Below are 24,237 nucleotides of genomic sequence, written 5' to 3'. Positions count from 1 at the left end.
GAAAGTGCGGCCGTCATGGAAAACGTCCTGCCTGCCTATGCGGAGCTGCGGTGCATCTCCAATTTCACCTTCCTGCGTGGAGCCAGCCGACCGGAGGAGCTCGTAGAGCGTGCCCAGGAGCTTGGCTACAGCGCACTGGCCATTACAGACGAGTGTTCGATGGCTGGCGTGGTGCGCGCACACGTGGCAGCCAAGCAAGCGGGCTTGCAGCTGCTACTGGGTTCTCAGTTCAGCATCCAACCGCGCGATAGCAGCGAAGCACCATTCACCCTGGTGGTCCTGGCCCAGAATCTCAACGGCTACGGCAACCTGTGCCAGTTCATCACCAAGCTACGCCGCTCTTCCGAAAAAGGGACCTATCGGCTAAATCTCAATGAGATCGACGGGAAGGAGCTTCGAGACAACCTGGTGCTGCTGTGTCCAGAGCGCTGCGCGACCGACCCACAGCTGGCAGCCATGGGCGGCTGGGCTTTGACACATTTCACGGGCCGCTGCTGGATCGGCGTGGATCTGGTGCGCCGACTGGATGATGAGCTGTGGCTCCATCGCATGCGGGAGCTGTCCGATCTGACCGCATTGCCGCTCGTGACCGTGGGCGACGTGCACATGCATGTGCGCTCGCGCAAACCCCTGCAGGACGTACTGACGGCCACACGCGTCGGCAAGCCGCTCACTGAATGCGGCTACGCGCTCCAGCGCAGCGCGGAGCGGCACTTGCGCAGCCGGCTTCGGCTGGCCCAGACATTCCCCGCCGAGCTGCTTGCTCAAACGCTTAGGGTCGCTGAGCGCTGCAAATTCAGTCTGGACGAACTGCGCTACCAATACCCAGATGAAGTCGTGCCTGCAGGGCACACGGCCGCCAGCTATTTGCGCCAGGCGACCTACGAGGGGGCAGGGCGGCGCTGGCCAGGCGGCATCCCAGAGAAGGTTCAGCATCAGATCGAGCACGAGCTGGAGTTGATTTGCGAGCTGAAGTATGAACCGTACTTCCTCACGGTCTATGACATCGTGGCCTTTGCCCGGTCGCGCAACATCCTCTGTCAAGGCCGGGGCTCTGCAGCCAACAGCGTGGTCTGCTACTGCCTGGGCGTTACGGAGGTAGATCCCGCGCGTATGTCTGTGCTTTTCGAGCGTTTTATCAGCCGGGAGCGCAATGAGCCACCCGATATCGATATCGACTTTGAGCACCAGCGCCGGGAAGAGGTCATTCAGTACCTGTACCAGAAGTACGGCCGCGACCGCGCTGCATTGACGGCTGCCGTCATTTCCTATCGGCCTCGATCCGCCATCCGCGATGTGGGCAAGGCCTTGGGCTTCGAGCTCGAAGTGGTCGACGCCATTGCCAAGGGGCAACAGTGGTTTGACGGCCGCAGCATTCGTCAGGAGCGTTTCGATGAGCTCGGCATGGACACGAGCTCGCTGGCCGTGCAGCAGCTCATCACGTTGACGGAGCAGCTGATCGGCTTCCCACGGCATCTTTCCCAGCACACGGGCGGCTTCGTGCTCACGCGAGATCTGCTGTGCAGGATGGTGCCGGTAGAAAACGCCTCGATGCCGGATCGCACAGTGATCGAATGGGACAAGGATGATTTGGATGCAGCAGGCCTGCTCAAGGTTGATGTGTTGGCCCTGGGTATGCTGTCGGCCATCCGCCGAGCATTGGAGTTCATCAGTCGGCGCCGTAGGTTCAATTTTTCGATGCAGGACATTCCTGCAGAGGACAAGGCTACCTACGACATGATTTGCCGTGCAGACACGGTTGGCGTGTTCCAGATCGAGAGCCGCGCGCAGATGACGATGCTGCCACGCTTAAAACCCAGGCGCTTCTACGACCTGGTGATCGAGGTGGCCATCGTGCGGCCTGGCCCGATTCAGGGCGGCATGGTGCACCCGTATTTGCGCCGACGCCAGGGCATTGACCCCGTAAGCTACCCGAGCGAAGCGTTAAAGGAGGCCTTGGGCCGCACCTTGGGCGTGCCCGTGTTTCAGGAGCAGGTCATGCAGGTGGCCATACTTGCGGCAGGTTTCACTGCAGGCGAGGCCGATGGCCTGCGCCGAGCCATGGCAGCATGGAAGCGCAAAGGCGGCCTCGAAAGGTATTACGACAAGATCGTGCGTGGCATGACCTCACGCGGCTACGAGCGCGAGTTCGCTGAGCAAATTTTTGAGCAGATCAAAGGTTTTAGCGAGTATGGCTTCCCTGAAAGCCACGCGGCCAGCTTCGCTCTGCTGGTCTATGCCAGCTGCTGGATCAAGCGCCATGAGCCTGCCGCCTTCCTTGCGGCCATGCTCAATAGTCAGCCGCTGGGGTTCTATTCCGCCAGTCAGCTGGTCCAGGACGCGCGCCGCCACGGCGTCGAAGTACTGCCCGTCGACGTGATGCACAGCGAGGTGGACTGCACGATCGAAAACATCGACACCAAACCAGCTGTACGGCTGGGCCTGCGCCTTGTCTCCAGCCTGCGCAGCAGCAGCGCGCAGCGCATTGCAGAGGAGCGTCATCGAGCACCATTCGACACCGCTGAGCAACTTGCCATGCGTGTGCGTCTACAGCAGCACGAGATGAAGGTTCTAGCCGCTGCGGGTGCCCTGGCCACGCTATCTGGGCACCGTCGCCAACAGGTGTGGGATGCGGCAGCCATGCACGCCGCGCCCGAGCTGCTGGAGGTGGCCACCGTTGACGAAGCTTTCCTTGAACTGCCGGCGGCGCCGGAAGGAGAGGAGGTGCTATGGGACTTCGCCTCGACAGGCTTGACGCTGCGCAGTCACCCCATGCGTCTACTGCGGCCGCGGCTGAATAGATACAAGCTCAAGACTTCCAGGCAACTGCGCACTGTCGTCAGCGGCGAGCGGGTACGAACTGCCGGCATCGTGACGCTACGGCAACAACCCGGCACGGCCAACGGCACTGTATTTGTGTCGCTCGAAGATGAGGAGGGCTGCACCCAGGTCATTGTCTGGCGCGATGTGCGCGATGACCAGCGGCAAGTGTTGCTGGGCTCTCGGCTACTGGCGGTCGAAGGCCGTTGGCAGCGGCAAGGTCAGGTATGCAACCTGATCGCTGAGCGACTGGCTGACCTGTCTCACTTACTAGGACGACTCGCAACGGAAAGCAGGGAGTTCAGGTGAGAGCCAATTGGAACCGGGACTTCCCCAGGGAACACCATCCTTCGGGCATGATCTCTGGTTTGCCTCATATCCTAGGAGATAAAGTGAAACCTACCTACGAAAATGTCTACATCGGAACCTTTCTCTTTACGCTTGGCTATATGTTCAGCGCAGTCTCAAAAGGGGCAAAAACTGCGGTCGGTATCGAGCTATATCAGCAAACACGAAAAGGCGAAAAAACCATTGGTGACCTTTTGACCTCTGTCGGAGGGCGGAATATTATTATTGAGTTCAAAAGAGAGTTTAAAGAAATTGCTGGCGAAAAAACCAAGGCAAGTAAAAAATCTCTCAGAGATAAATTGGAATCTTTCAAAGATTCACAGTTCAATGATATTTCAAAACGCTGCCATTTTTTGAGCGTTGCAAGCGAATATTCCGATAGTAAAAAGAAATGTCTTGCATTCTTGCCATATATTGAAATTATTACTAAGCCAGCCACAAATCATAAATGGATTGGCGATGGTAAATTTTGCTTAGACTACATTAGTACGGCGTCAACTGAAATTGGTGTTGATCACGAACAATTTAGATATTACGTCGACCAGTTAACGAAAGTGTCAAACGGAACGTGTGGTGGTCTTGCCGTTTCCGTTGATGCCGAAGGTTTGAAAGCTGCTGTTGTTTTCGACGACATTCGAGATCTACAGCGATCTATCTCCGAGGTGGAGCTGGCAGCGGAGAGGGAAATTCAAACCCTAGAAAAATCTATCGAGAATGAGCTGAATAAAACGAAAAGTAGGGGTTACGAGCGATAACCATTGTCAGAAAATAAATATAAGACGCAATTCCGTCAATCTACACTCACTCGCTATGGTTAAGCCGCTTCACAGCACCTACGGTGCATGATCGAGAACTCATGAAAATCAAAGCAGATACAAGCACATTCGTTCCTTCAGCGGTACTACGCTATGAGACATGGCTGGGCTACCCAGAAGAAATGGGCCTGCCGCTCACCGTTGAAAATTACCAAGTCACTCAAATGGACAATGACCGCTGGTCGGTCACCGACATAGCAGGTACGCAGGTCTACCTCGGGATTGGCCCAGTGGAAATTGCCGGTGCTTAGTTCACCTTTACATCAGTCATGGAACCCGTTACCATCTGACACGCTTGCGCTTTAACGGCCAAGATTTGGACTCGCCAGGTATGTGATCTGCTTGGCGCACATCCAGAAGGATGTGGAGGCCACTCAATTTGGGTCGTGTGTGATGCACGATCGCACAGGGAGCCACGAAGATCCATTTCACTTCGATGGAGTCCCTATGCTCAAACTCTTTACCGCGCTCATCGGCCTGCTTTGGCGAGTCTTCCTCATCGCTGGAGGTCTAGTTCTTGGTTCGCTCTGGAATGCTGCTTGGGCCTTCTTCACTTCGCCCATGACGGATGATGAGGAAAGCACCTCGATCGCCTGCGCTTACGATGCCCATACTGCATTCCAAAATGGCGAAATTGGTATGGGTGAACTTCAGTATTGGTGCGAACAAGAAGAAGACCTTTAACAAGCTGTCAACGTTTTAATCGAACGCCAGATCCCTTACCAGCTTTGTTAGAGAGGTTGTCTGCTTTATTAATGCTGTAGTTTTCAAACCCAAGGCGATAGCCCGCCCACGCCATCATGGAACTCCAGATGAGTGGAAGTGCAATGAACATCATTGCCAATAAAGTGTTAAGAATCATGCGCTTGTATAGTTGCGGCTGACCCGAACTCACGCTTTGCGTAATCTCTTGCATCAATGCAGATCCGGTCAAACCAGGGTACATCGCATCGATTAAATGGGCGTCAAGCCATCGGGCCACATACCACATGACGGCCCAAAACTTAACCGTGAATATTGCTAATCCACCAACCACCATCACTTTCAAATCGTAGCAACTAATCACTACGATCAATGGCAGGAACATATACAACGCCATCAGTACAAGTGCTTGGAGCATGGGAAGCATATTCAACAATGGGACCATGCCGAGTGAGGATTCAAATGCCTGTTTACCCACCCCGATGGTACTAATCCCCCCTGTGACAGTACGCCACGCGTTCGTGCCCTTGCCATAGTCATCGCCCAGCATCTTGTCAGGACTCACAAATGTCGGGTTGGCCTTCTCAAAGGCTAGCTTTGCCATGGCATCCTTGGCCTCATCTGTCGAACTAAACGTGATAGTGTTTTGGGCGACTTGCAAGAGACTCCGCCATGTCGAGGTGTTGCTGGTGAGGCGCTCTCGCACTCCTCCTGTAGAAGCGTCAGCTTCCCACCATTGCTTGCAGGTTGGGCGCCCCCAGTCCGGGTTCATAAAGCCCTGATCCGAAGCGCCACCTTGCATGTATTCGCTGTCGCGATTGAAGTCGATGCTCCAGCCAGGCACCGGGTTATAGGAGCGCATCACGTCATAGAAACCGGGCTCTGTTCGGAAAAACTGGCTGCCGACCCAGTCCACATCCGTGGGGCCATAGATGCTCCCCTCAGCGAGAATGCCTCGGCCATTTGCTGAGATCTGATTCTTGTCCATCGAGAAATACTGGCTCCGCGCCGGCACAAAGCACTCGCTGTAGAAGCGCTGCACATCGTGCAACAGAGCCGGATCTTCAATCGTGGCCATCCTGGCCAGATCTGCTACGACGCGCAGATCGCGTTCAGAGCTGGTCATGCCCGCCCGAAAGGCGCCATTGATGCCAGAGGACAGCCCCATGACGCTGTACCACCACAAAGGAACATAGGACAGGTTTCCAGATCGGGCAAAAGACCCATTCACCGCATCGGCCATCGCTCGGTCGTAGCCCGAGTTCGTCCCGCCCTGTGTCGACACGACCTGGGGCTCAGAACCATCTGCAGCTCTCTCTGGTTTGTAGCTGAGATTGATGTTGTGCAGCGACGTGAGCGGCGTGGTAGCGAAGCACAAGGCCATGACCAGCAATGCTGTAATCAGCTTGGTCTGTATGGACTCGATGAGAGCCAGCACGCCGTTAAACCCTGCGCCTTCTTCTTTAGCGCTATGCCACGCGCTAAACGCGATGAGCGCGAAGGGAAGGGCGGCCAGCCCTGTGCCCGTGAGGATCTCGCCAAGAAGGTTGGCGAATGCCCAGCCGTAGAGCGTCGTAAAAAGTTCAAGATAGCTATCGAGCTGCATATCGATCAGGAGATAAGGCCCATGATGAATCGGGCAATATTGCCCGCGCCTATTGGCACGAGTGCCAGGTACATAGCCAGCATGCCGGCAACGCGCCAGCGCATAGCCAGCACCGCCCGCAGCTCATGCTTGGCCACGTAACCGCGTCTGAGTCCCCAGGCCACGATCGGACGCCAGCTGACAATCACCCAACAGCACATGGCGGTCTGAGTAAGCGTCCCGAGTTGTGCGCCCTTACGAAACCACGCCGAGACAGAGACGACCTGAGAGGGCTCCAGCTTGAGCAGCCAGGTCAATAAGGTGCCGCCAATCAAAACGATCAAAGCACCGTAGATGAGCCAGGGCAGCCAACGACGAAGCCGCCCCTTACGCTTTGGAGCCGGCTCAGACGCTTCCACGACTTTTTCGGTGTCGGTCATCTTGTGCTCACACGTCCATCGACCAATGGCGCAGGATCTGCACGCGTGCCGCCTTGAACATCCATCGACGCGGCCCCAGCTTGCTGCTGGTTGCCCATGATCGACAAGGCTGTCTCGCCGGTCATTTCTTTGCGTATGCGGAACTCAAACATCATGTCGTTGATGTACTGAGTCAGGCGGTCAATCTTCGTCTGCACCTCGGATCGAACGGGCGCAGCTCCCGTGGCCTCTGGCAGGCTCATCCCGGAGATCAGCGCGTTACGTGCGATCAATGCCTTGTCGATGGTCTTGTAGACCGCAACCTCCTGGGCCAGGCGGTTGATGGCCACGGAACGCACATCGGTCGGCAGCTTGCGCACGGCATCCATCAGCTGAGGGCTCACGGCCATGCCGGGAGCGCTGACCTTGGCCAGGTCCGCATGGCTGCTGGAAGTGCTAAAGCCCATATTGCGCATCGTCGGCAGCACCTCGTCCAACTCTCGCTCAAATTTCGGAGCAAGGCCGGTGGCCGTTGATGTGATGGTGGGGCTCGGGCAGTCGGAGCCTTGGGTGCACATATAGATTTTCTGGTCGCCAAGGACTTCGGCACTCCAGCGAGCCAGGTCGTCCGGGGTCTTGAAGGCCTGGACCAGGCGCGTCGATGCCAGCGAGGAGCTGCCATAGTTCGCCGTCGACAGGGAGTTGGCTGCCTTGTTGATGGTGACGTTGTAGCCGGCGACGGCCAGGTCGCGGATTGGCTGGATAGGTAGGGTGCCAGCCCCACCAGCACGGCTACCAAATACCCATGGCAATCCAGCACGCTGGCCCGCCTCGTTCTTGTTGATATCGAGCTTGGCATTAACCACGCTGCCGCCCGTATTGGCCTTGACTTTCCAGGCATCGCCCTTGGCCAGGGCTATGTACTCCTCATACGGGTCCTGGCCGTTCTTAATCATCGCCTCCATGTCCTCACAGGTCTTCAGCGATGCAGAGACCAGAAGATCGGCCTTCTGGCTGAAGTTTTGGAACAGCTGGTAGAGGCCGGGCTGCGCGCGCTGGAGGAAATACAGCGGCAGGGCCGAGATACCTGCTTGCACGGCCCCGGTGATCGTCGCACCCAGGTTCTGGATGCTATTCATGAGATCCGACCAGGAGAGCCCGATGTCAAACTTCCCGCAGGAATAGTTCGCGCGGACGCCGGCACCCAACTGCATCGATAAGGCGCTGCGATGGGGGGCAGCGCTGATCGGCGAGCCCCCGCCCATCCGGTAGTAAAGGCCCGACGAGGTAATCGTCTGGGCGGCCGCAGGTGTCACGACCGAGGGAGCCAGCATGCAGGCCAAGGTCACGGCCGCGCAGATCCGCTTAAAGCGCAGGGAAGAGGAGTGTGCGATTGTCATAGTGAAATTGGAGTGGGAGGTCAGGGCACGGAGTAGAGATACACACCACGACGCCGGCAGCAGGTGTACTTTTGCCAAAGGTTCCAGGCATAGCCGTCATCGGAGCTGGTTGCACCGTCCCCGAAGGAGGCCAGCGACAGGGAGTCGTTTTGCCCAAACTGCTGGCACCCCGACCAAGCCTGCGGATACAACATCTGCCATTTGCGCTTCTCGCCATAGTTGAAGTAGCGATAGCCCCCGGAGGGCTGGACACGCGAGTAGATATGAGGCTGAGCTTCCTTGTAGATGATCGAGGCGACACGCTCAGCCAGCACTGCAGAAGCCTTCACGGGATGCGACTGGATGATTTCTCCGGTACGTGGGTACAGGTTGCCCCAGGTCTGCGTATAGCCCGAGCCGATCTCGCCCAGTCCGGGTACCCAGGCCTGCGGATAGATCATTTCCACAGGCACGATGCCGCGCCAGAAAGGCGCATCGAGCTCGCTTTGGAAGTGCAGGTTGAAATAGCTGGCTCCTCCAGGGCAGAAGAGTGCGCCCCCCGTGCTACCGGAGAGGATTTCGGAGAGTTGCTGCAGACCGGCGATGCCTGCCTGGATCTGCTGCACTGTCTCGGCGATCTCCATCACCTGCTTTACGCCCTCGATGGTCTTGAGGATCGTTCCAAGGCTGGCCAGCAATGATTCCGAGCTCAACAGGCTCTTGGCATCAGATGCCACGGTCTCCGCAATGCTGGCTGGCACTTGGGTCCACTGGCGTCCAATGTTGGGCAGCTCCTTCGACGGGAACTTGGCCAACTCGCTGACCGTGGGAAATGCGATGGACTTTGGCATCGTGAACATGCCGCCAGATGAGAGCATGCTCGCAAACATGCCGGCCGGATTGCCGATGGCATCGGCCCCCTTGAAGTTCGCCATAGCCGAATTGCTGTCCAGCCCGCCGGCGGACGAGTCCAGCAGTCGTCCCGTTAAGGCAGATCCAGCAGTGGTCAACGTGGTGGCCACGACCGTGCCGATGTCGGTCCAAGGGTGGCGCAGCGGCTCGTTGTATGTGCTGACCACCACGTCTGGCACATAGTGGGAGATCTTGATCGATGTCCGAATCCAGCATCCGGTCCAGCCGCAGCTCAAGAAAAAGCACACGCCTTCGACGGAGTACGACACACAAGACAAGGCAGCCTTGGCCGTATTCGCGATGATGGCCGGGGTGGTGGTTCCGGCCAGGGTCGTGGCCGGTGTGAGCACGGCGCACATCGAGGCCGTACTGACGGCCGCGACGAGGCGGCGCAGTCTGAGATTGAGGGAAGCTCGTTTTTTCATCGGGAAGGCCTTTGCTGAGCCGCGGCGAACAGTTCGATGGCGCGGTCCACATCCGCAACTCCATAAATGACTTTGGCGCGATTGATGACGATGGCCGGGAGCCGGTCCAATCGGTACTGGACGGCCAGCGTCATGCCGGAAGCCGCATTGGTGATCTGGTCCTTGTAACGGCGGCGGATCTCGGCCTCGTGCTGACGCATATAGGCCATGGCGTCGGCTTCGTTCTTGGGCAGCCCTGCATTGAGCTGCTGCTCAAGCTGAGCCATGGCGTCCACGCGATAGACCTTGAGCACGTAGCCAGGCTGGCGAAACGGCGGCCGCACCATCGTGGCCGAATTGGCGAAGACTTCCACGGTCGTCACCGAAGGACCGATGGAGCCTTGGGCCAGGGCGCTATGTGAGCAAAGGCCCAGTACCAGGGCAGTGAGGGATGACCGCATCATGCGCGCGCCTCCTGCAGGCGTGCCGCCACGCGGTAGGCTGCTTGAACCTCGGTGCATCCATGCTCGTCCATGAGACGGCGGCGTTCAGCCTTCTCGTGGCCTTCCGTCATCGCCAGCGCAATTGGCAATGCCGGGGGCACGTTTCGGAACAGCCACTGATTGTTCGCGCTGATGAGCACACCTTCGGTGTACTTCGCCGGCTCCTTGACGGCAGACTCCATCATGTGGCGTTGCTCTGGTGTGAGCGATCGAAAGCGCGCGATCTCCTCGATCTCGTTCTTGTCCATGGTCAGCAACATCCAGAACTCGCACATGGACAGCACGCGGGACATGCTGCCTGGGAAGTCCTTCAAGTTTTGCGTGGCCAGCCAGAACCAGGCATTGAGCTTTCGCCACATCTTGGTGCCCTTGGCCACCTTCGGGCCAAGCAGCTCGTTGGTGGTAATCAAGTGCCCTTCATCGGTCAGCATGATGAGGGGGCGATCCTCATGCTGAGCGGCCTCTGCGCGCGACTGCACCGAGTCCAGCAGGCTCGTGTAGGCCACAGCAAGCGCATCCTCATAGCCGTCTTTGGTCAGTGTGCCCATTTCCACGAGGGTCACATCGGCATCGGGCCAGTCCTGACCCAGGCGGTTGAAGAGTTTGCCGCGCAGGCCCGTCGTGAAGCTCATCATCGAATGGCCCATCTCTTCGGCGCGCGCGCGGCGGTGTTCCGACAGAGATACGTCCTTGACCATGGCCGTCAGCTCCAGGGCAACGTCTTGTGTCAGAGGATGGGGCTTGCCTTCCTTGGATACGCGCACTGCGGCTCGAATAATGGCTCTGGTGACCAGATAGCGGTCGGCGCGCGTCATTCGTTTGAGCTCGGCGTCTTCGCCACCCGTAATCATCATGATGGCCGAGATGAGCATCTCGCCCAGGTAGTCGCGCTTCTCTTCGTCCGAGTCATCGTCGGCGTCAGCCGGCTCCATCACTTCATTGACCGACTCCATCAGTCGTTCGGCACCGACGAGCTCAGCCTCCTCTTCGGTGGGAATACCCGCTCCAGCGCCGAAGTATTCCTCCGCAGCCTTGAAGGACTCCATGATCTCCACGTCCTGCAGCAGCTCGCTGGCGTATACGAATGGAGGCAGTGATACATCAGTGTCACCGCTCAGGTTGACGCGATACACGCTCAAGCCTTTGGTGGCCATGTCCTTGACCATCAGATCGAAGGACTTGCCTGCATCCGCGATCACCAGGCGTGGGCGGTGGATGGCCATGACCAACATGGACAGGTAACTCAACGTCGCCGACTTGCCCGCTCCTGTGGGGCCGAACACCACCATATGGGCGTTCTTCTTGCGGTCGATCTTGTTGAGCGGGTCGATCCACAATGGCTCGCCGCCCCGATTCCAGAACCAAAAGCCGGGGTTGGCCGTGCCGCGTGAGCGCCCATAGACCGGCAAAATGGCTGCGATCAGGCTCGCAAACGTCAGGCGCGACCGCCGCATGCTGCGAAGGTCGAACGTGGGATCGAATGCGAATGGCAATGCACGCAGGAAGGCGTCATGCGGCACCAGGTCCTCTCGGGATTCGATAAAGCGCATCCCGGTCGGCGTCAGCTGGGCATTGACCTCGGAAACAGCCGCATCCAGATCCGCATGGGTCTTACCGCTCAGGTACAGCCCCATGAACATCGGATAGAGCTTGTCCCCCGTGGCCATGTGCTGGAGCACTTGCTCCGACTCTCTATGGGTCTCCTGCGCCACGGCGTTTTGAGCACGGGAAGCCCTTTTGATGTCCTCGACGTGGCGCTCGACCTGGTACTGCGCTGCAATCGTCACCGTCACGGACAGCATCGATCCAGGCGGCAGTCGGTCAAACCGCGCATAGGCTTCGTTCCCGATCCGGCTTTCTGCGGAGAAGTGCCCGATGCTAGGGTGAGCACGAAGGTTTTGCAGCGTGAGGAACTTCACCGGCTGGCCATCGAACTCGAAGCAGCCTTGTTCCTGGTTGCACGAGGGCTCCGAAAGGTTCAGCGACTCGGAAAAATCCCAGTCATAAATGCCCTCTGGAGCTTCATCACCCGGATAGGGCGCGCCGCGGAACAGCTCGGCGCCCGTGCTGGCCCAGGGCACATTACGGTTGAAGAATGGAAGCATCCACTCGTAGAAGTCCTTGCCGTTGGCACGCCGCGCCGTCACGCCGGCTTCGTTCAGCGTGGCCAGCAAGGTTGTGGCCACCGCCTCCATCTGCTGTTCGGCCATGCGGCGCTCATTCACCAGGTCATCAAACTGGCGATAGATGCAGCAGCGTACCCGCCGCTGCTGGCCTCGCCAGGTCTGGCCCGTCACCAAGGTGTCGGTAAACAGTCCTTGTTCTCGGGAAACCTGCGACAGGTGACTGCGAAACTCTTTCAGCACGGACTGCGTGTATTCCGAGTTGATGATGGCCTGCGCGCGCTTGGCGTCCTTGTGCTGGGACAGGATGTAATCGTGAAGGTATTGGTTCAGCCCGTCGATGTTTCGGTCATCGCTCAGGAAGAACTGGACCACCCAAGGAGAAGAGTCGACCTCGGGAATCGCCTGAATGGCTTCTTGAATCTTGCGGCAGTGCTCTTGCAGGTACTCCAGCGGCTGCGCCTCCGTAGCGACAGCGCCCAGCTCGAACAGCGCGCCCAAGGTCTTGCCGTCGCGCATCACAAAGTTGCGGTCTTTGCGTGAAAACTTGACCCAAGGCAGCAGCTCAGTGAAGGAGGGCGGACGAGCAGCCATCTGCCTGCGGTCCGCGGCCGTCATGAGCCGGCGCTTGTGCTTGCCTTTGGTGCCCCCAGACAGGCCCAGCATTTCCAGCAATCCGCTCATTGGCCATCCTCCCGAGCAGTGCGGCCGCGCGAGAACGCTGCGCGGCCTTGCTGAAGTTCTTCGGCCACTTCACCGGGCATGGCGTACTCCGTTGACTCATACATTGGGAACACCGTGACATATCCAGGCACGGGGTAGCGGCCCTTGGCCAGGTGGGGATACACCACCATGACCAGATCCGGGTTGGGCACGCGTGCAAAGCGCTGTTGCATAGGCTCCAGAGCAGACCAGTAGCGCTGAGTCATCTCGTCGCCGCGAGCGACCGGACGGGCGCTCGATGCGCGCTCAAGGCGATCCCGAGCTGTCTCACGGACCGATGCCGCAGACTGAGGAGGCTGGAACTTGCCCCGGTACACATCCACCAGGGTTGGGCTGCCAGCAGTTGCCTCCTTGAGCGGTGACTCGCGCGACCCAATAGCCGTGCAACCAGCCAGTAGCGCGGGAAGCACGATGGCAAGAAGAAGGGTGTTATTCGAGGCCATAGCGGGCTCCAGACAGGACATTGGGGGACTGCGTGCGATGCACGATCTTTCTTGGGTCGGCGGGCTTGTCGATTTCGATCTGGCGGTCGAGGTGCACGACCAGTTGCTGGCCAGCGGGCGTGACCACCGCGTCAAACGAGCTCTTGAGGCGCTCGGTCAGCCAGCGCACCAGCTCATCGGTGGCGCCCGAGCCCATGCGGCCTAGTGCGAAGCTGCCGGCGTTTCCGGTGATCGAGGAGGTGGTGCCATTGCTGCTGGCCATGGTGGTGGTCTGGGCCTGCGCCAAAGCCTCGGCGGCCACGCCCAAGCCCTTGGCACCGATGATGTCGGTCAGGTAGGCCGGTGCATTCGTCACGAACTTGCCTTGAATGCAGGGGTTGCCGTACAGATCGCTGATAAATCCCAGATCCGTCGAACCATTGGTGGCGATGGCCGTGACACCGGCACCTGCCTGGGTCTGCGGCGCACGACGCGCCGACACCGTATGGATCGCACCATCGTTGAACACGAAGGTCATGCTGCGGATCTTTCCCTCGGTGCACGACAGCGCCATATCGCCTACGGCCACGCCGGTAACGATCATTCCGGCAAGGTCTTCGGGCAACTCCCAGCCGTTGGCGGCCAAGTTGTCGCGCCCGACCATGGCTTTGAATTGCATGGGGTCCGTCACACGGCCATTGACCGGCACACGGCCAATCAAACTGGTCATCGCGGTGACGCCCGCCAGCGTGGAGTTCTCCGGCAGCGTGAAATAAGCCACGGGTTGCGGCTTCGTGGCCGCCTGAGTGGCCTGAGCAGCTTGTGCGGCCTGGGCAGCGCTGACCGCACTGGGCATGGATTGCGTGCCGTCCGGGGCTACCCGCACATAGCGCGTAACCATCTTCCCTTGATGCTGAGTTGTCTCGGTGGTGTAGCCCATGGGCGGAACCACCTTGTAGGCAGTACTGCCACCGGACAAGCCTAGATCCTGGGAGCCACCAACGGGACGATGACCTCCGCCGGCGCCATTCGAGCCAAGCCCTGTAACAGAGTCGATGGCGTCGCCAATGGGCTTAAAGACATCGACTGGGGCTGGATCTGTGTCATTGCTGGTACCACCGACAGCACCAGCAGAAGAGGTGCCTGCGGGTGCACCTTTCTCCAAGCGTTCCAGGCGCTTGCTGAAATCCTGGTTAGCACGGAGCACGTCCTGAATATCTGCTCGCAGATCCTTGTTGGCCGCGACCACTGTGGCCAGTGTCTCGCTTGGCGTGTCCTCATCTGCGCCTGCCGTTTTGGGCAGGGGGGCCGCTGCCATGGGCGCAGCGGACGGTGTATTGTTCTGGCGCATGACGATGACCGAGCCGACGATGACGAAGGCCACGATGACAAGAACAGGGGTGAGTTTGTTGCTTTTCACTGCCATGGGTGCCTCACAGACAAGACTCGAAAGTGCGATCGCACACCAGGTAGACCGCCGTGGTGTCGGTGTCTGTACCGGCAGCACCGATCCGGCCATGCTGGGCCGTGGCCGAGAGCCAGCGCCCGCGCAAGCTCTCCAAGGGCAGCTCCAGGGCAAAGCGCGAGCGGTTGGTGACGCGCACCGCAGTCACATACAGGTTTCCCGACTTCCACTGGCCTACGGGCGCAGCGTCCACGGCAGCGCCACGGAACAGTGTCGGCACGGGTTCGGTTCCTACGCCAACCTGGCTCACACCTAGCGTGCCACCAGCCAAGCGTCGAGGTGCGTAGAGCTGGCGGGCAGCATGTCGAGTGAGCTGCACCATATCCGCAGCAACGCTCTCTTGCTGTTGAGACTGGCTTCCAGACAGTGCGGCTCCACCAATGGGGTTCGGCACGGTCGTGGGCTCGATCACAGAAACCTGCAGCTCGCCTTTAGCGGACTGCGTGGACACGACCTTGCCCTTGGAGTCTTTGGCGTCTGGAGCGGCTACCGCAATCAGATCCATCGGAATCTGCTGGCCGCTATCCACCAGCTCGGCAATGATTCGGATCGCCGTGAATGGCACGAGCGCAGTCACATAGATAGTGCCGGCGATCGTCTCGATACGCGCCACGCTATCCATGTCACTGGGCATGCGCAGCAACGCATCGGCTGGCAGGGTCACAAGCCGCTCCTGGCCGACCGTCAGATTCACCCGGACTGGCTCACGCGCAAACACAGCACGCTCGGCGGGGCCAGAAGTCAAAGGAGCTGGCCCAACGCGGCGTAGAGACGCTTCGGCAGCTGCTCGCCTGGCGGAACCCACGGCTGTATTCGCCAGCGGTGCGGGCACGCTAACGCCTGCCACCATGCGCCCGCCAGCTGGGGCACGTCCTGCATTGGCTCCAGCAGCTGGTGTTGCAGCTGCTGCACCCGTCTGGCCCAGGTCAATAGGCTCATTGAACTCAGGCGTCTCGGAACTACCCGCCAGCGATTCGACCTGCTGAGCAGCGACGCTGCCATGCAGTAGCTGCAGGGCTACCAGGAGACAGACCGGGAGAGAACGACGTTGGATCATGTGGATCAATCGACAGAGGTATCACGAGGCAGGCTCGAAGGGGCAATAGTTCCGGGCAGACGCGGCGCTTTGAGATCCGCTTGAACTGGGGCGCCAGGCTTGAGCTCCGCAGGATTGAGGCGTGCGGGCTGGCTGCTACCGAAGCAATCCAGGCCCAGGCGCCATGGGTTGCGCTCACGGTCGACATCGAAGCGCACCACGCGCAGCGGATACCGAATGAACACGTCCTTGACCGGCTGCCCAGCAAAGGTCTCCTGAACTTGCATGTCCAGAAGCACAGTCCAGGCGTCCGAGCCTTCACGGATCACGCGGTTTTCGCTGTACGAAAAGCCGGGGATCTCGCTGATCTGACGAGTACGGCGGCGCAACTCGCCTTTGGCGTGACGCTGCTGCATATCGGTTTGCAGTTGCGCCTGGCAACGAGGCGTCAGATAAAACTGCATCGCGTAAATCTGCTTGCCATAGTCTTGAGAGCCATCGCTTTGCCAGCGATTAATCTGCTGCCAGATGTAGTATGCAAAGCCGTAGGCATTTGTAGACGGTACTGGAGACTGCCCATCGATAACCCGTATCGTGTCACCCGCCTTAATATCTGGCGCGACGTGCAAGTCGATATTCTTTGGAACGCGCGAAGCGAACCACATGCCAGCCACTGCCAGCCCCACTATGCCAAATATGATTTTGGTAAGCTTTGCGCTATGGCTGCGCTCGGACGCAAGTGCGTCCAGATAATCACCACTGCTCATTATTTGGTTTCCGATGATTTGGCTTCAGCACTGATCGAATTCAAGCGATAGCTGCAACCCAATTGCATCCGGCCGTCATGGACCAGAAATTTTGGCTTGGCCAAGTTGTGCGACACAAGAAAATAATGCATCCAATGAAGGTAGTAGCCTTCAGGGCGGTTTCTCTTTACTTCTTGCAGGTACAGTGATGAATACCACAGCACTGTGAAAGGCACGATAATGCATATAACTGGAACAGTGATCCAAAGTCCAGAGATATATGCAACCACGCCTCCGACAAACAGGCTTGCAGCGAAAGACACGGCCCCAATGTACCCAGCTTCGCTTGCTGCCATGCCATTGATAATAGGTGGCTCAGAGTTCACGCGATCGGTCAGCGGAGCCGAAGCAATAGGCATGCCTTGAGGACGGGTGTCTTTCGCTGTCATGTCAGGCCAGGGTCTGAGTAGCGTAATTGACCATCAACACCACGAGGCTGAGAATAATGACGCTAACAATTACGTGCTCTTTTAGATCGCCAAGCTGAATAGTGCCTTTGGTGTAGTCGCGATAGCGTTGCAGTGAAGCAATTACCACATATAAAAATGCGGCAACCGCAAGGACCAACCCCAGGATGGTAAATCCGAGTTTCAGATAAGCGCCTATGATCCCAAGAATATCGCCTTCTTGTGTAGTGCCGCCGCCGATACTTCCACCTGCAGGAGGTTGAATTGTTGGCAAAGCGCTAAAAGCAGGGCAGGTTGCAAGCAGCACAACCGGAGCCAAGGCGATAGATGCGATGCCAGAGTTAATTTTTTTCAAATGTTTCTTCATGATTTCTCCAGTCGATTAATTGATTTCTATAGGATGATTGATCCAAGCACTCCGGTCACTAATAGAACGGTAATGGCGACACCAATACATGCCCTCATGGCCTCCGATGTATCTAGCTCTCCATCCCCAAAGGCCTTCAATATCAGTGTCCCGAGCCATGCAGCGACAGAAAAAACCATCGCAAACACCAAGACAAAAATCAGGTACTTCAAGCTTTGAGGATTGAAGCCGGCGCCTTGTACGAATGCCGTCGCCATTTCTGAACGCATGGTTTGTTTTTCTTTTGGTTATTGCCGATAGTCCCCACGCAATGGGGCGACTGGGCGAGGCTGGCGAGGTGCATCCACGTGGTTCGTTACGCCCAGGCGCAGCAGCTCGAGGTCGCGCTGCAGCCAGTCGTAGCGGAATTTCACGCGCTGGCCGGTCGGCGCGGCTTTTTCAGCTTCTGAAACCATCATCTGCACCTGCTCAATCTCGCCAGCGATGCGCGCCAGGCGCTCGCGCTCCAGCTCGTCGTCGGCCACATCAGCCCAGGCCGATGCGGTCGTGGCAAGCACCCCGATGACCAGAACTGCAAATAGCGAATGTCGAGAGCGTTTCATCAATATCTCCTTCAAAATCAATGTCATGCGTATTTCTTGAACGCGCCTACCGTTGTCGATAGCGTGAATGCCACCAACATGGTGAACACCAGGACCATGTAGGCCGGGTTGAAGCCGCCGAATGGCCAGGACAGGTACAAGCCAAAGCCGCCTGTAAGCGCCCAGCCCACATAGCGCTTGGAGTGGTGGTAGACGAACGAGGACTCGCGGCCGCCTTGCCAGCGGCGTCGGTCCCGGCGCACCAGGCCGTCGATCACTCCCATCAGGCAGGCAAGGGCAAATGCAGGGAGTGCGAAGACTGCAGTGCAGAGGCGCAGCAGAACGTCCTGCAGGACAAACATGCTGATGACCACCCATTCGCTGAGCATGTGGATGAACGACGCACCAGCCTTGGCCAACCCTTTGAGTTGAGGCTGCACGCTTTGACCCAGAAAGCTAGGCAGTGCGGCATCTGCACCAGCCTGCTGGGCGGCCAAGTTGCGCTGATACCAGCGCAGCGCGCCAAGACGCTCGTAGGGCATACGAACCCACTTCACGATGCGCAGCGAAAAGTCCACGGTGTCCGGCACCAGCAGACTGCGTGGAGCGGCTGCGATATAGCGCAGGTCCTGCTGCACCATCTCCTGGGCATGGCGGAAGCCCTGGCCACGCCAGAGGAAGTAGCCACCGCCGATTTCAATCACCAGACCGATGAGCCACGAGGACACTGTCACGCTGAATAGTCCAAAGCCAACCAACACGGCCACACCCACAGGGCCGTGTGTGCTTGGCTTTCTGGCGGGCGAGTTCGGAGCCGTCATGAGTGCGGTCCCATCACGTTGCCGGCTACGGCGGATGAAGTTGCGCCTGCCATGGCGTAGCCAGGCATATCGTCATCAAAGGCAGAGGCGAGATCCGTGTCGATCAACCCACCTGCACCAGCGCCCAAGGGCTGTGTACTGAGCCAGTCGGTTTCTGCGGCCCACGTCTCACTCGTGCGATAGCGGCGCTTCATGTCCTCAGCAACCGCCTTGAGCGAAGCTGGGATGAACGGGTCGTCCTTGGTATCAGCCAGAGGAATACGAATCTTGTGGCAGCGATTGCCTTCCAGCAGCGCAAACGCTTGACCCTGTGGCAATGAGAGAACATCAGAAGGCTCGATCAGCGGTGCCTTCGACTTGTTCGCTATGTCGTTGTTCTGGCTAGTGAAATCGACGCCATTGCCCTGGGCAGCCGTATCCGACACGCCCGATACCGGCGTAAGCACCGTCACATTGACCTGTGGCACCTGGTCCGTCAGGAGGCTCGCGGTCGCCTTGCTGCGCACCCGGAGCATGCAAAGGTGGTTGAAGTTGTCGAGGATCTGGCCAGCCTTGGCCTTGTCACCCACCTTTGCCTCGATGTCGAACATCGACTGGGTGTACGCCGTGATCCGAAAGCCAGAGCCACCCAGCTTGTTCACCATGGGAACGAACTCGGGGCCGGCAATCTCGTTGACCTCATCGAAATGGCAACACACAGTCGGCAGCTGGAGCTTGCCGTCACCGTGAGGGTCGAGGCCTGTCTTGTAGAGCTTGCCGCCGGTCGAAACGAGATCGGACAGCATGGAATTACCCACGGCAGACGAAACCACGGAGTCAGACAAGGCATCCAGGCCCGCATACACGATGCCACCTTGGCGGAACACCGTCATCCAGTCGAAGATCGGCCGCTTGTCGTTCGGGTCAAAGTAGTCAGGGCTGATGAGCTTGCCCACCGCGCCGGAGGTGAGCTTTTCGAGGAATGGCCCCAGGCTGGCGATGATCTTCTCGTAGAACGAACGCTCGTAGCTGAATGCGGCCGCAAGGCCGACCAGTACCTTGTCGTCCAGTCGTGCTTCCTTGATGAGCAGATACATCGCCACCTGATCGGGCGAACGATCCTGCAGGCTTCGGGGGACCGGAGCCTTCTTTGCCACAATAGCGCGCTCCAGCTCCACCAGGCGGTCCTGATAGCTGCCAAAGCGTTGGGGATGGTCAATCGCGAGCTTGCGAAATGTCATGCCCGCGTAGTCCATGAACAGCGGGTCAATGCCAGTCACGTCCTTGAGCAGCGTCTCGTAGGTCGGAATGCGGCCGAGTGCCACCTGGGCCTGAGCCACGATGTTGGTGAACCGCCAGCTGAACTCCTTGAAGGCAGCCGAGTTGCCCGAGGAGGGCAAGGCATTCGTGGCACGGCCAGCGACTTCGGTGATACGAGCGAAATTGCCAATGCCGTTGTAGCGTGCAGAAATCTCCGGGTAGCCCAGATGGAACATATAGAACTGATCCAGGCGGCCAGCACGTCGTGCCTCAGCGTGCATGCGTAGCATCAGCTCCGCGTCGCCCTTGGGGTCGATGACGATCACCACGTGGCCGGCATGAATGTCCTGAGAGCACAGAAGCTCCAAGAGGCGCGTCTTGCCCACGCGAGTCGTGCCCATCACCAGCAAGTGGCCAGAGCGCGAGCCTTGGCGCAACACCACTGGCTTTTCGTTCTGCACTCCGACGCCATGGAGCACAGGGTTGCCGCCCAGGTCCACGCCCGTGGCGAAGGGGTTGGCGGTACCGCCGACATCGAGCGCACGCTCCAGTACTCTGGCCAGCAGGCTGTCGGTCTTGGCCTGAGCCCACTTGCGCATCTTTTCGCCGGTGGCGGCGAGCTTGAGCTCGGTTGGCGAGGCCTTCACGAAGCGCTGCACATCTGTCTCACGCGCGTCCAGCAAGCGCTGCGTGTGCAACTGCGTCCACTCAAAGCCTTCGCCTAGGTAAAGATGCTCCTTGAGATTGACCGGAAGCTTGTGGGGGGCAAGCCGCGTCATCTTGGTGAACTTCAGCCCGCGTTGATAGCTATAGACCTGGAAGGCCTGGCGCGCTCGCACGCAACCAAAGCCGGCAGCGATAGCGCCCGAGACTGCGCCCAACGAGTGGGGCATCATCAGCGCCCATGGCGCGCCTGCAGCCACGCCAGCAATACCAAAGGCTGTGACAGCGCTCAAAGCTTCGACTGGCGGCCTCAGCACGCCTTCCATGGTCCCGTCGCTCACTGCATGCCCTCCAGCTGGAACATGCCGTGATGGCTTGGAACATTTTGGGACCGTGCACGCACAAAAGCCGTTCCAAGCTGGTCCAGCTCAGCGCGCAACAGCCGAGCACTGGCACATGCTTTCACAGCGCCTTCCGATCCAATATGCACCAGGCCGAGTCCGATCATGGAGCCTCTCCAAACGTGCGCTGAGGCAGGATCTGGTAGGCGCGGCCATTGCTGTGCACCAGTAGGGGGAAAACTGGCGCACCCTTGGCGATCAACGTGTTGGCGAGGAATGCCCCTGTGTCAGGAGCCAATTGGAGGGGGCTGGCCACTTGCTGCAGCAGCTTGAATGCGGATGGCGTTGCTGCCTGCACCACAATGCCGACGGCATTGAGCTGTATCAGCTTCTTGTGGTTGAAAGCCACCCAGCGCAAAGACGCGTCGTCCGCGCCGATCACGAACATGGGCTGAGTCAGCCATTGGCCATTGAAGACCTGAACGCCATCTTGCTTGAGCACACCGCCGCGCAATTGGCTGCGAAACGGGAAACGCAGGCCATCGAGCACATTCGCCTCATCTGTGCCGCCCACGATCTGGGCCAAATAGGGCGCCAGCGGCACAGACTTGCCGCTGTCGTGGATCATCTCCAGCTCCACGCCGGCCAGGGCCGGCGCGCTGCAAGCGAATCCAAGGGCGAAGATGGCGAACAGGCGGCGCATATCAGCGCTTTCCGCGGTTGGCAGGAGCTGGCGAAGCGCGCTCGATGATCTGCGTGCGCGGCACGTTCAGCATGTCGGCTGCACCTACAGACGACTGCACGCGCGGCAGGCCGTCATAGTTCACCATCGGCTCGTTGGGATACAGGCGGGCCATAGCCGCCTGCATTTCTCGGTCCCACAATATGCTTCGCTCCACGTCCTGGTGGAAGATCCGCGCCATGCGCTCGGCATACTGACGGCGCTCTGCATCGTTGCGAGCATGAATGCCCAGCACCTCAAGGGGCGAGAGCTCCTTGACCGAGAAATTAGCACGAGGTCCCAGCGACAGCACCTTGGCGCGCTGCATCTCCTCGGCAGTCAGACCCCACATCTGTTGTACAGCACGTGCTGTCTCGTCCAGTTGCGAGCGGCCCTGTTGAGTCGTGCTGGGCAGCGAGCTCGCTTCGGCAGTGCGGCCAGTGCGCAGCTGCGCAAGGGCGCCCGTGCTCAGCTGCAATGCGACCACGGTGGCAATAAAGGCAGTTTTTTTCATGAATCAGCCTCCATTGCTCACTGAGAGGGTCAGTCCTTGGCTGCCGGGAGCCACAAATGTGGCTGTGCGAGACACGGGATCTGCCGACTTGAGAGACAGGCCATTGACCACATCACCTGGGCGCAAGACACGCACTCGGCGATCACCGGGCACGCCCGACGCGACCACGACCGAAGGCTCGCCGTTCCACATATCGACGGACACAAGCTGCGCACCTGCAGGAGCTGCAGCTGGCTTTGCGGCAACGACCTTTGCTGCTTGGCGAGGAGCCGGCGGCTTCGCCTTCACCATTACGCGCTTGGGCGCTGGGCGCGGCGACGGCTGGTCGACGGGGGCGGCCTGTGCAGCTGCCGGAGCCACTGCAGGCGCTACCGCAGGAGCGGGAGCCGGTGCCGCAGAGGTCTTGCCAGCAAGCGCGTTGGCCTGCTGCATCGCGGCCAGCTGCTGGGACATCAGCAACATCATGTCTTCCATGCGCTTCATGCGGTCGAGCATCTGCGGATCGACACTCACTGGTGTTGCAGTCGCCGCTGCCGTGGGGGCCAAGGCCATGGTCGGCGCGGGTGCGGCAGAAGTGGGGGAAGTACCAGCCGGTGCTACAGCTGAGGCCTCTATTCGCTGGCGTGCGACGTTGGCCACTGGTTCCTGCATCGTGCCTACGTCTGTCAGGCCGGTAACGCCTGCGTCCGCTGCAGATTGCCGCATAACCGCCTCTGGATCGAATTCCTGTTGCAAGCCCACTGGGATTGGGTCCGCAACGCCAGCTGGTGCTCCGCCGATAGGTGCCGCAGCCGCATCTGCCAAGGACGGAAGGGGCAGCGGGGACGTATCAGCCAGGCGGGGATCGAACTCGGAAGGATCGAACGCAGGCTGTGGCGTCACCAAGCCGGCGTCAGGAAGCGATGAGCCAAGCAGATCCAGTGCCGGCAGACGCTTTTGCCCATATTGAAGGTAGCCCAGTGCCAAGATCCCCACGACACCCGCAATGCCGACTGCGCGCAGTACCCATGGGTTCGTCGCCTTGCGGCGAGATGGAATTTCGCTGGATTCAACACTTACAGGCACCTCGGCCTTGCGTGGCTTTGCTGCAGCTGGTGCGCGGCCAAAAACGCGGGCAAGGAATCCCGGCCGTTTTTCGGCCACAACAGGCGCAGCAGCAGCCGCCGCAGTTGCAGTGGCAGCACCGAGAGGAGCGGCAGTCTCAAGCTCGCTCAACCAAGAATGGTCGACAGCTGAATCATCGACACCAGTGACCTCGGGGGCAACAGAAACCGCTGGCGGCAAATCTGCCACATCAGGAGGCGGCGGCGGCGGCACGCTTGGCTCAGTCACCTGTACTTCTGCATCGACAGTGCTTTGTTCCGACATGCTCACTCCTTGGCGGACGCCTTCGGCAGAGGCGTACTGCTAGGGCTGACGATGGGCTCCAGGCGGCGTGGCTTGGGGGCGTTGGCCAGGGTGAACCACACACGGCGAGTGATGTGGTCGGTGTGCCAGCGCCATGCTGTGCCCACCAGAACATTCAGAACGTCCTGAACAGAAAACGGGCCCAGCGTGCGCTGAGCCTCGGGCAGCGGCAGACCGAGAAAGCGCCGCGCATCCGAAGTTAGGGACTGCGAATCCACCAGGGCGTAGCCGGTACGCAGTAGCGTGTATTCGATGGCTTCCCCAACCGTTGTCACCTGTTCGCGAGGAAACGTGAGCTGAGCCACGAGGGCGAGCGGCTCATTCAGGTTCAACTGAGGCTGAGCTTCAGCAGTGGTGTAGCGGCCCAACTGCAGACGCTTGTTTCCGTCGACAAGTTGAGGTGTGGCCTGGGCTGAGCAGGCCATGACCAGCAAAGCCATGCTGGCAAAGAATCTGGGCATGCGGGTCATGGACCGTAGGAACTCCAAAAAAGAGCCTGGGCCACAACCATGAAGAGGGTGTGCGTGAGGATCTGTGGCCCAGGAAAGATGACGCACTGCGTCAGTCACCGGGCCGAATCTTCTAAGACATGTACCTTTATCTCCAGCGTAAACCGTGCGTTACATACCTAACGGTTTACGCTTGACATATTTGGAAATAAATGGTTGTTAATTAAAGGTTCAAAAGGAAGGCGAGCGGCAGGGGCCGACTCGC

25 protein-coding genes are annotated in these 24,237 nt (G+C 59.2%); 4 read left to right on the top strand and 21 right to left on the bottom strand.

Features of this window, described 5'->3' with window-relative positions; genetic code table 11:
• Window positions 1-15 precede the first annotated feature (15 nt).
• The 4 genes from CTR2_RS13025 to CTR2_RS13010 all read left to right on the top strand — a co-directional run bounded on the left by CTR2_RS13025 (window position 16) and on the right by CTR2_RS13010 (window position 4,667).
• The gene (locus CTR2_RS13025; protein WP_087083511.1) at window positions 16-3,129 is read left to right on the top strand and encodes an error-prone DNA polymerase; all 3,114 of its coding nucleotides are present in this window, start codon (window positions 16-18) and stop codon (window positions 3,127-3,129) included.
• 83 nt (window positions 3,130-3,212) lie between these two features.
• The gene (locus CTR2_RS13020) at window positions 3,213-3,923 is read left to right on the top strand and encodes a hypothetical protein (RefSeq protein WP_140401038.1); all 711 of its coding nucleotides are present in this window, start codon (window positions 3,213-3,215) and stop codon (window positions 3,921-3,923) included.
• 101 nt (window positions 3,924-4,024) lie between these two features.
• Window positions 4,025-4,234, top strand: a complete 210-nt coding sequence (locus CTR2_RS13015) for a hypothetical protein (protein ID WP_140401039.1) — start codon at window positions 4,025-4,027, stop codon at window positions 4,232-4,234.
• Between the two features lie 196 nt (window positions 4,235-4,430).
• Window positions 4,431-4,667 (top strand): hypothetical protein, encoded by a 237-nt coding sequence (locus CTR2_RS13010; RefSeq protein ID WP_254913359.1) that lies wholly within the window; start codon window positions 4,431-4,433, stop codon window positions 4,665-4,667.
• A 7-nt stretch (window positions 4,668-4,674) separates the two neighbouring features.
• Here CTR2_RS13010 and CTR2_RS13005 read toward each other — a convergent pair whose 3' ends face one another.
• The 21 genes from CTR2_RS13005 to pilL2 form a co-directional block, all read right to left on the bottom strand.
• On the bottom strand, window positions 4,675-6,291 hold the full coding sequence (locus CTR2_RS13005) for a conjugal transfer protein TraG N-terminal domain-containing protein (RefSeq protein ID WP_087083515.1): 1,617 nt from the start codon (window positions 6,289-6,291) through the stop codon (window positions 4,675-4,677).
• A gap of 5 nt (window positions 6,292-6,296) precedes the next feature.
• Window positions 6,297-6,710 carry a hypothetical protein gene (locus CTR2_RS13000; RefSeq protein WP_087083517.1) on the bottom strand — a complete coding sequence of 138 codons (414 nt, stop codon included), beginning with the start codon at window positions 6,708-6,710 and terminating at the stop codon, window positions 6,297-6,299.
• Complete coding sequence (locus CTR2_RS12995) at window positions 6,707-8,089, bottom strand: integrating conjugative element protein (RefSeq protein WP_087083519.1); 1,383 nt, start codon at window positions 8,087-8,089, stop codon at window positions 6,707-6,709. The genes CTR2_RS13000 and CTR2_RS12995 overlap by 4 nt, the downstream gene beginning before the upstream one ends.
• A gap of 20 nt (window positions 8,090-8,109) precedes the next feature.
• A complete protein-coding gene (locus tag CTR2_RS12990) occupies window positions 8,110-9,339 on the bottom strand; it encodes a TraU family protein (RefSeq protein ID WP_087084607.1) in 1,230 nt (409 codons plus the stop codon).
• A gap of 62 nt (window positions 9,340-9,401) precedes the next feature.
• Window positions 9,402-9,848: a TIGR03757 family integrating conjugative element protein gene (locus CTR2_RS12985; protein WP_087083522.1), complete on the bottom strand. Its 447-nt coding sequence runs from the start codon at window positions 9,846-9,848 to the stop codon at window positions 9,402-9,404.
• Entirely contained in the window at window positions 9,845-12,694 is a 2,850-nt protein-coding gene (locus CTR2_RS12980) for a conjugative transfer ATPase (protein ID WP_087083524.1), read from the bottom strand. The genes CTR2_RS12985 and CTR2_RS12980 overlap by 4 nt, the downstream gene beginning before the upstream one ends.
• On the bottom strand, window positions 12,691-13,176 hold the full coding sequence (locus tag CTR2_RS12975; RefSeq protein WP_087083526.1) for a TIGR03751 family conjugal transfer lipoprotein: 486 nt from the start codon (window positions 13,174-13,176) through the stop codon (window positions 12,691-12,693). The genes CTR2_RS12980 and CTR2_RS12975 overlap by 4 nt, the downstream gene beginning before the upstream one ends.
• Window positions 13,163-14,581 carry a TIGR03752 family integrating conjugative element protein gene (locus CTR2_RS12970; protein ID WP_087083528.1) on the bottom strand — a complete coding sequence of 473 codons (1,419 nt, stop codon included), beginning with the start codon at window positions 14,579-14,581 and terminating at the stop codon, window positions 13,163-13,165. Before CTR2_RS12970 ends, CTR2_RS12975 begins: the two co-directional genes overlap by 14 nt.
• A gap of 7 nt (window positions 14,582-14,588) precedes the next feature.
• Entirely contained in the window at window positions 14,589-15,677 is a 1,089-nt protein-coding gene (locus CTR2_RS12965; RefSeq protein ID WP_087083531.1) for a TIGR03749 family integrating conjugative element protein, read from the bottom strand.
• A gap of 5 nt (window positions 15,678-15,682) precedes the next feature.
• On the bottom strand, window positions 15,683-16,423 hold the full coding sequence (locus CTR2_RS12960; protein ID WP_087083533.1) for a PFL_4703 family integrating conjugative element protein: 741 nt from the start codon (window positions 16,421-16,423) through the stop codon (window positions 15,683-15,685).
• Window positions 16,423-16,851 (bottom strand): TIGR03750 family conjugal transfer protein, encoded by a 429-nt coding sequence (locus CTR2_RS12955; protein ID WP_254913360.1) that lies wholly within the window; start codon window positions 16,849-16,851, stop codon window positions 16,423-16,425. Before CTR2_RS12955 ends, CTR2_RS12960 begins: the two co-directional genes overlap by 1 nt.
• 1 nt (window position 16,852) lies before the next feature.
• Window positions 16,853-17,236, bottom strand: coding sequence for a DUF2976 domain-containing protein (locus tag CTR2_RS12950; protein ID WP_003055198.1), 384 nt, complete (start codon window positions 17,234-17,236; stop codon window positions 16,853-16,855).
• Between the two features lie 26 nt (window positions 17,237-17,262).
• On the bottom strand, window positions 17,263-17,505 hold the full coding sequence (locus CTR2_RS12945; RefSeq protein WP_087083535.1) for a DUF3262 family protein: 243 nt from the start codon (window positions 17,503-17,505) through the stop codon (window positions 17,263-17,265).
• An 18-nt stretch (window positions 17,506-17,523) separates the two neighbouring features.
• On the bottom strand, window positions 17,524-17,838 hold the full coding sequence (locus tag CTR2_RS12940) for an integrative conjugative element protein, RAQPRD family (RefSeq protein WP_087083536.1): 315 nt from the start codon (window positions 17,836-17,838) through the stop codon (window positions 17,524-17,526).
• Between the two features lie 23 nt (window positions 17,839-17,861).
• Window positions 17,862-18,638, bottom strand: a complete 777-nt coding sequence (locus CTR2_RS12935; RefSeq protein WP_176391650.1) for a DUF4400 domain-containing protein — start codon at window positions 18,636-18,638, stop codon at window positions 17,862-17,864.
• On the bottom strand, window positions 18,635-20,866 hold the full coding sequence (gene traD, locus CTR2_RS12930) for a type IV conjugative transfer system coupling protein TraD (protein ID WP_087083540.1): 2,232 nt from the start codon (window positions 20,864-20,866) through the stop codon (window positions 18,635-18,637). The genes CTR2_RS12935 and traD overlap by 4 nt, the downstream gene beginning before the upstream one ends.
• 11 nt (window positions 20,867-20,877) lie before the next feature.
• Window positions 20,878-21,048 carry a hypothetical protein gene (locus CTR2_RS12925; RefSeq protein ID WP_176391651.1) on the bottom strand — a complete coding sequence of 57 codons (171 nt, stop codon included), beginning with the start codon at window positions 21,046-21,048 and terminating at the stop codon, window positions 20,878-20,880.
• Window positions 21,045-21,584, bottom strand: coding sequence for a PFL_4695 family integrating conjugative element protein (locus tag CTR2_RS12920; protein ID WP_087083542.1), 540 nt, complete (start codon window positions 21,582-21,584; stop codon window positions 21,045-21,047). The genes CTR2_RS12925 and CTR2_RS12920 overlap by 4 nt, the downstream gene beginning before the upstream one ends.
• Before the next feature lies 1 nt (window position 21,585).
• On the bottom strand, window positions 21,586-22,116 hold the full coding sequence (locus CTR2_RS12915; protein ID WP_087083544.1) for an integrating conjugative element protein: 531 nt from the start codon (window positions 22,114-22,116) through the stop codon (window positions 21,586-21,588).
• A 3-nt stretch (window positions 22,117-22,119) separates the two neighbouring features.
• Window positions 22,120-22,821: a hypothetical protein gene (locus CTR2_RS12910; RefSeq protein WP_254913362.1), complete on the bottom strand. Its 702-nt coding sequence runs from the start codon at window positions 22,819-22,821 to the stop codon at window positions 22,120-22,122.
• A gap of 665 nt (window positions 22,822-23,486) precedes the next feature.
• Window positions 23,487-23,993, bottom strand: coding sequence for a PFGI-1 class ICE element type IV pilus protein PilL2 (gene pilL2, locus CTR2_RS12905; RefSeq protein WP_087083546.1), 507 nt, complete (start codon window positions 23,991-23,993; stop codon window positions 23,487-23,489).
• Window positions 23,994-24,237 lie beyond the last annotated feature (244 nt).

Source organism: Comamonas thiooxydans (assembly GCF_002157685.2).
GTDB lineage: Bacteria > Pseudomonadota > Gammaproteobacteria > Burkholderiales > Burkholderiaceae_C > Comamonas > Comamonas testosteroni_H.
Note: the sequence above shows the minus strand (reverse complement) of the source record. Positions and strands in the feature narration are given on the sequence as shown.

Coding starts and splice junctions, on each gene's coding strand:
- CTR2_RS13005 (WP_087083515.1), bottom strand. CDS start 6,291: ATGCAGCTCGATAGCTATCTTGAACTTTTTACGACGCTCTACGGCTGG.
- CTR2_RS12995 (WP_087083519.1), bottom strand. CDS start 8,089: ATGACAATCGCACACTCCTCTTCCCTGCGCTTTAAGCGGATCTGCGCG.
- CTR2_RS13025 (WP_087083511.1), top strand. CDS start 16: ATGGAAAACGTCCTGCCTGCCTATGCGGAGCTGCGGTGCATCTCCAAT.
- CTR2_RS12945 (WP_087083535.1), bottom strand. CDS start 17,505: ATGCGTTCAGAAATGGCGACGGCATTCGTACAAGGCGCCGGCTTCAAT.
- CTR2_RS12990 (WP_087084607.1), bottom strand. CDS start 9,339: ATGTGCGCCGTGCTCACACCGGCCACGACCCTGGCCGGAACCACCACC.
- CTR2_RS12920 (WP_087083542.1), bottom strand. CDS start 21,584: ATGCGCCGCCTGTTCGCCATCTTCGCCCTTGGATTCGCTTGCAGCGCG.
- pilL2 (WP_087083546.1), bottom strand. CDS start 23,993: ATGACCCGCATGCCCAGATTCTTTGCCAGCATGGCTTTGCTGGTCATG.
- CTR2_RS12955 (WP_254913360.1), bottom strand. CDS start 16,851: ATGACAGCGAAAGACACCCGTCCTCAAGGCATGCCTATTGCTTCGGCT.
- CTR2_RS13010 (WP_254913359.1), top strand. CDS start 4,431: ATGCTCAAACTCTTTACCGCGCTCATCGGCCTGCTTTGGCGAGTCTTC.
- CTR2_RS13000 (WP_087083517.1), bottom strand. CDS start 6,710: ATGACCGACACCGAAAAAGTCGTGGAAGCGTCTGAGCCGGCTCCAAAG.
- CTR2_RS12970 (WP_087083528.1), bottom strand. CDS start 14,581: ATGGCAGTGAAAAGCAACAAACTCACCCCTGTTCTTGTCATCGTGGCC.
- CTR2_RS12985 (WP_087083522.1), bottom strand. CDS start 9,848: ATGATGCGGTCATCCCTCACTGCCCTGGTACTGGGCCTTTGCTCACAT.
- CTR2_RS12910 (WP_254913362.1), bottom strand. CDS start 22,821: ATGCGGCAATCTGCAGCGGACGCAGGCGTTACCGGCCTGACAGACGTA.
- CTR2_RS12965 (WP_087083531.1), bottom strand. CDS start 15,677: ATGATCCAACGTCGTTCTCTCCCGGTCTGTCTCCTGGTAGCCCTGCAG.
- CTR2_RS12915 (WP_087083544.1), bottom strand. CDS start 22,116: ATGAAAAAAACTGCCTTTATTGCCACCGTGGTCGCATTGCAGCTGAGC.
- traD (WP_087083540.1), bottom strand. CDS start 20,866: ATGGAAGGCGTGCTGAGGCCGCCAGTCGAAGCTTTGAGCGCTGTCACA.
- CTR2_RS12975 (WP_087083526.1), bottom strand. CDS start 13,176: ATGGCCTCGAATAACACCCTTCTTCTTGCCATCGTGCTTCCCGCGCTA.
- CTR2_RS12940 (WP_087083536.1), bottom strand. CDS start 17,838: ATGAAACGCTCTCGACATTCGCTATTTGCAGTTCTGGTCATCGGGGTG.
- CTR2_RS13015 (WP_140401039.1), top strand. CDS start 4,025: ATGAAAATCAAAGCAGATACAAGCACATTCGTTCCTTCAGCGGTACTA.
- CTR2_RS12950 (WP_003055198.1), bottom strand. CDS start 17,236: ATGAAGAAACATTTGAAAAAAATTAACTCTGGCATCGCATCTATCGCC.
- CTR2_RS12935 (WP_176391650.1), bottom strand. CDS start 18,638: ATGACGGCTCCGAACTCGCCCGCCAGAAAGCCAAGCACACACGGCCCT.
- CTR2_RS12960 (WP_087083533.1), bottom strand. CDS start 16,423: ATGAGCAGTGGTGATTATCTGGACGCACTTGCGTCCGAGCGCAGCCAT.
- CTR2_RS12925 (WP_176391651.1), bottom strand. CDS start 21,048: ATGATCGGACTCGGCCTGGTGCATATTGGATCGGAAGGCGCTGTGAAA.
- CTR2_RS12980 (WP_087083524.1), bottom strand. CDS start 12,694: ATGAGCGGATTGCTGGAAATGCTGGGCCTGTCTGGGGGCACCAAAGGC.